This is a genomic window from Roseinatronobacter ekhonensis, from assembly GCF_900499075.1.
GTDB lineage: Bacteria > Pseudomonadota > Alphaproteobacteria > Rhodobacterales > Rhodobacteraceae > Roseinatronobacter > Roseinatronobacter ekhonensis.
This window is the reverse complement of the sequence record NZ_UIHC01000135.1, coordinates 1-2,321: the sequence shown is the minus strand read 5'-3', so window position 1 is coordinate 2,321 and position 2,321 is coordinate 1. Positions and strand designations below refer to the sequence as shown.

Annotated in this window: 5 protein-coding genes; 1 reads left to right on the top strand and 4 read right to left on the bottom strand. The window is 61.0% G+C overall.

The features are described 5' to 3' along the window. Positions 1 to 207 precede the first annotated feature (207 nt). Positions 208 to 687: a hypothetical protein gene (locus tag ROE7235_RS19360; RefSeq protein WP_121097646.1), complete on the top strand. Its 480-nt coding sequence runs from the start codon at positions 208 to 210 to the stop codon at positions 685 to 687. 191 nt (positions 688 to 878) lie between these two features. Here the strand turns inward: ROE7235_RS19360 and ROE7235_RS19355 are convergent, their stop codons facing one another. The 4 genes from ROE7235_RS19355 to ROE7235_RS19340 all read right to left on the bottom strand — a co-directional run. Beyond that, positions 879 to 1,076, bottom strand: a complete 198-nt coding sequence (locus tag ROE7235_RS19355; RefSeq protein WP_121097643.1) for a hypothetical protein — start codon at positions 1,074 to 1,076, stop codon at positions 879 to 881. Continuing rightward, the gene (locus ROE7235_RS19350) at positions 1,073 to 1,612 is read right to left on the bottom strand and encodes a phage protein Gp27 family protein (RefSeq protein WP_121097640.1); all 540 of its coding nucleotides are present in this window, start codon (positions 1,610 to 1,612) and stop codon (positions 1,073 to 1,075) included. Before ROE7235_RS19350 ends, ROE7235_RS19355 begins: the two co-directional genes overlap by 4 nt. A 3-nt stretch (positions 1,613 to 1,615) precedes the next feature. Then, the gene (locus ROE7235_RS19345; RefSeq protein ID WP_121097637.1) at positions 1,616 to 1,924 is read right to left on the bottom strand and encodes a VpaChn25_0724 family phage protein; all 309 of its coding nucleotides are present in this window, start codon (positions 1,922 to 1,924) and stop codon (positions 1,616 to 1,618) included. After that, on the bottom strand, positions 1,921 to 2,321 hold a 401-nt coding region (locus ROE7235_RS19340; RefSeq protein ID WP_121097634.1), incomplete at its 5' end, for a DUF2730 family protein. The genes ROE7235_RS19340 and ROE7235_RS19345, both read right to left, overlap by 4 nt.

Below are 2,321 nucleotides of genomic sequence, written 5' to 3'. Positions count from 1 at the left end.
CCGGTCGAGAAGGTCTTGCCGGTCTGGCGGCTGAACATGCCGATCTTGAAGCGGCTCTGGTCCGCGATCCATGCCCGCTGATAGGACAGGAACTTGACCACGCGGTCGAGGGCGGCGTCAGCCATGGTCCGCTCCCGAATTCCTAGCCGGTTCCGGTTGGCCAGTATATCCTGACGCCCGAATCTCTTTTTCCATCAGGAGCAGATTATGGAGTTCAGTTTCGAGAGCGTTGAGAGCCTGATTGATCTCGCCGGGAACGCGGGAACCACGACCGGCAAGCTGGCCAATGCCTTCGCCACCGTGCAGAAGCTGCTCAATAAGACGCAGGCGGGTGGAGACGCGGATATCAAACTTGCGCTGAGCGAACTCGCTTTGCAGGTAGCTAATGCGAAGCTGGCGAACGCTGACCTGAAACTCCAGCTTACGGCGCTCAAGGACGAGTTGCATGAGGCGCAGGTATTCAAGTCCGATCTTGATCGCTACACGCTTTGGGAAACCCAAACCGGTGCGATTGTGTATCGCCTTGAAAAGGCGATACAGGACGGGGAGCCCATTCACTACCTTTGCACAAACTGCATTGAGAGCAAACGGAAGTCGATATTGCAGGGAACTAAACATCACCGGAGTTGTCCATGCTGCAAAGCCGGTTTTTCGTTTGAGCGGCAGGCGCCGATTTCGCTTAGGTAGAGCACGTCATCGAACTGCATTATCGGCCTCCGTTTCGAGGTCCAGAAGATTTGACGACGGAGCACTCTGCGTTGAAACATGGTGCGCATCTCTTGTATGCCCGCAGATTGCGCAGTCTCCTTGGGCGATCCAGTCGGGCTTATATTCGTGAGGCTTTTCACCGGGGCCTAGCCAAGCGGTCTTTTGGCTGCTCATGCCCGCACCTCGCCAATCCACCACAGATAAGGCACCCCGCGCCAGATCGTGATCCGGTTGACGCAGCCCAGATGTTCGACCCTGTGGCGCTTACCAAGGACCACGGCCCGCAGCCGGGTCCACCAGCCAGCATCGCGCCAGTGCGTGTCGGCGGCTAGGATCAGGATGGACAGATCGGCCCCGCTGGTGATCATTCTGCAAACCCCATGATGCGGCGGGCCTTGGCGGCGGCCTCGCGGTCTATGTCGCCCGCCTCGACGGCGGCGTCCATGCGCTCGGTCTGTGCCGTGCGCTCTGCTTTCAGGATGGCGTCGCGCAAGCTGGTGGACCGGATCAGATTGTTCAGCGCCGTGGTCAGGTCTTTCATCCCGCGCGGGTCGGGCAGCTCATCGGGGTTTGACATGGCCATCTGCAGACGCCACTGGATCGTGGTCAGCTGCTGGAACAGCGCCCTGGTGACATCGGCCTCTTGTTTCAGGCTGGCTTCTTCAAGAAAGGCGCGGATTTCATCCTGCGCGCGCTCTTGCATTCTGGCGTATTCCTGAAACTCCTGACCGTAGGCATGGATCGCGCTTTTGCCGATGCGCAGTTCCAGCCCCTCGCTTTCCAGCCGGAAATTGAGTGCCTCTGCGATCTTCTCATAGCCAGAGAACCCGCAGGCTTTCAGCTCGTCTTGCAGCCAATCGCGCAACTCGCGTGGCAAAAGGTCAATCTTGCGGGGCGGCGGCATGGATCAGGCCCCGCGATTGCGCGGGTGCGGGCGCTGGATATCCGGGTGCGTGGCCACGCCCTGGGCAATCTCGACCCCGCGCTCGGTCGCGGTCGTGATGACGAAATCGCCCCGGTCATCATTCTCGACAAAGCCGTTCTCGCCCAGCCACGCCAGTTCGGTGATCACCTGCGACCGGGTCGAGGTGACGCCCACGCCGCGCAGCACATCGGACAGGATCGACGCGTTCGATGTGTATTCGGTGCAGCGCTCCAGATGGCGCAGGATCGCCAGACGCCGGTGGCGGCGCAAGGTGGCTTGGTAATCGCTCATCGTTTGCCCCCGTCAAGCAGGTGTTGTTCGTGCCGCGTGACCACGTCTTCGAGCCGCGCCATGATCTTGGCGTTGCCTTCCATCGTGGCGTTGATCGTGCGCAGGTCACCACGGATATCGGACAACGCCACCTCCAGTTGGTGCATCTGCTGGACGCCGGGCATGGCGTTCACCGTCTGGCTCAGGCCAACCAGCTGCTGGGCGTGGCGCTCGGCGCGCTTGTCGTGGTCGCTGACGCGGTCTTCCAGTTCGCTCACGCGCCCACCCAGCTTGCGGGCGGGACCGGTGAAGATAGTCCAGACCATGGCACCAAGGTTCAAAAGCGTCATGATGCCCGCCGCCACGACGACAATCTGGCTGAAATCGATGGTCGATGTCATGCGCGCCCCCGGACCAC

Coding starts and splice junctions, on each gene's coding strand:
- ROE7235_RS19360 (WP_121097646.1), top strand. CDS start 208: ATGGAGTTCAGTTTCGAGAGCGTTGAGAGCCTGATTGATCTCGCCGGG.
- ROE7235_RS19355 (WP_121097643.1), bottom strand. CDS start 1,076: ATGATCACCAGCGGGGCCGATCTGTCCATCCTGATCCTAGCCGCCGAC.
- ROE7235_RS19350 (WP_121097640.1), bottom strand. CDS start 1,612: ATGCCGCCGCCCCGCAAGATTGACCTTTTGCCACGCGAGTTGCGCGAT.
- ROE7235_RS19345 (WP_121097637.1), bottom strand. CDS start 1,924: ATGAGCGATTACCAAGCCACCTTGCGCCGCCACCGGCGTCTGGCGATC.